At 53.8% G+C, this 2439-nt stretch carries 1 rRNA gene; it reads left to right on the forward strand.

The annotated features are described in order from the left end of the window. Positions 1–2439, forward strand: a 23S ribosomal RNA gene (locus NV64_RS22615); the annotation flags it as partial.

Below are 2439 nucleotides of genomic sequence, written 5' to 3' on the forward strand. Positions count from 1 at the left end.
CTGTGAGTTCGATGAGTAGGGCGGGACACGTGACATCCTGTCTGAATATGGGGGGACCATCCTCCAAGGCTAAATACTCCTGACTGACCGATAGTGAACCAGTACCGTGAGGGAAAGGCGAAAAGAACCCCGGCGAGGGGAGTGAAACAGAACCTGAAACCGTGTACGTACAAGCAGTGGGAGCACCTTCGTGGTGTGACTGCGTACCTTTTGTATAATGGGTCAGCGACTTATATTCTGTAGCAAGGTTAACCGTATAGGGGAGCCGAAGGGAAACCGAGTCTTAACTGGGCGTTAAGTTGCAGGGTATAGACCCGAAACCCGGTGATCTAGCCATGGGCAGGTTGAAGGTTGGGTAACACTAACTGGAGGACCGAACCGACTAATGTTGAAAAATTAGCGGATGACTTGTGGCTGGGGGTGAAAGGCCAATCAAACCGGGAGATAGCTGGTTCTCCCCGAAAGCTATTTAGGTAGCGCCTCGTGAACTCATCTTCGGGGGTAGAGCACTGTTTCGGCTAGGGGGCCATCCCGGCTTACCAACCCGATGCAAACTGCGAATACCGAAGAATGTTATCACGGGAGACACACGGCGGGTGCTAACGTCCGTCGTGAAGAGGGAAACAACCCAGACCGCCAGCTAAGGTCCCAAAGTCATGGTTAAGTGGGAAACGATGTGGGAAGGCACAGACAGCCAGGATGTTGGCTTAGAAGCAGCCATCATTTAAAGAAAGCGTAATAGCTCACTGGTCGAGTCGGCCTGCGCGGAAGATGTAACGGGGCTAAACCATGCACCGAAGCTGCGGCAGCGACATGTAAATGTTGTTGGGTAGGGGAGCGTTCTGTAAGCCGTCGAAGGTGGACTGTGAGGTCTGCTGGAGGTATCAGAAGTGCGAATGCTGACATAAGTAACGATAAAGCGGGTGAAAAGCCCGCTCGCCGGAAGACCAAGGGTTCCTGTCCAACGTTAATCGGGGCAGGGTGAGTCGACCCCTAAGGCGAGGCCGAAAGGCGTAGTCGATGGGAAACGGGTTAATATTCCCGTACTCGGTGTTACTGCGAAGGGGGGACGGAGAAGGCTATGTTAGCCGGGCGACGGTTGTCCCGGTTTAAGCATGTAGGCGGAGGTCTTAGGTAAATCCGGGACCTTATCAACGCTGAGGTGTGATGACGAGGCACTACGGTGCTGAAGTAACAAATGCCCTGCTTCCAGGAAAAGCCTCTAAGCATCAGGTAACATTGAATCGTACCCCAAACCGACACAGGTGGTCAGGTAGAGAATACCAAGGCGCTTGAGAGAACTCGGGTGAAGGAACTAGGCAAAATGGTGCCGTAACTTCGGGAGAAGGCACGCTGTCGGTAGGTGAAACCCCTCGCGGGTGGAGCCGAAGGCAGTCGAAGATACCAGCTGGCTGCAACTGTTTATTAAAAACACAGCACTGTGCAAACACGAAAGTGGACGTATACGGTGTGACGCCTGCCCGGTGCCGGAAGGTTAATTGATGGGGTTATCGCGCTGCGAGAAGCTCTTGATCGAAGCCCCGGTAAACGGCGGCCGTAACTATAACGGTCCTAAGGTAGCGAAATTCCTTGTCGGGTAAGTTCCGACCTGCACGAATGGCGTAATGATGGCCAGGCTGTCTCCACCCGAGACTCAGTGAAATTGAACTCGCTGTGAAGATGCAGTGTACCCGCGGCAAGACGGAAAGACCCCGTGAACCTTTACTATAGCTTGACACTGAACATTGAGCCTTGATGTGTAGGATAGGTGGGAGGCTTTGAAGCGTGGACGCCAGTCTGCGTGGAGCCATCCTTGAAATACCACCCTTTAACGTTTGATGTTCTAACCTGGCGCCGTAATCCGGCGTGGGGACAGTGTCTGGTGGGTAGTTTGACTGGGGCGGTCTCCTCCCAAAGAGTAACGGAGGAGCACGAAGGTTAGCTAATCACGGTCGGACATCGTGAGGTTAGTGCAATGGCATAAGCTAGCTTGACTGCGAGAGTGACGGCTCGAGCAGGTGCGAAAGCAGGTCATAGTGATCCGGTGGTTCTGAATGGAAGGGCCATCGCTCAACGGATAAAAGGTACTCCGGGGATAACAGGCTGATACCGCCCAAGAGTTCATATCGACGGCGGTGTTTGGCACCTCGATGTCGGCTCATCACATCCTGGGGCTGAAGTAGGTCCCAAGGGTACGGCTGTTCGCCGTTTAAAGTGGTACGCGAGCTGGGTTTAGAACGTCGTGAGACAGTTCGGTCCCTATCTGCCGTGGGCGCTGGAGAATTGAGAGGGGTTGCTCCTAGTACGAGAGGACCGGAGTGAACGCACCACTGGTGTTCGGGTTGTCATGCCAATGGCATTGCCCGGTAGCTAAGTGCGGAAAAGATAAGCGCTGAAAGCATCTAAGCGCGAAACTTGCCTCGAGATGAGTTCTCCCTG

Origin of the sequence: Erwinia sp. B116, assembly GCF_002865965.1 — a bacterium.
GTDB lineage: Bacteria > Pseudomonadota > Gammaproteobacteria > Enterobacterales > Enterobacteriaceae > Erwinia.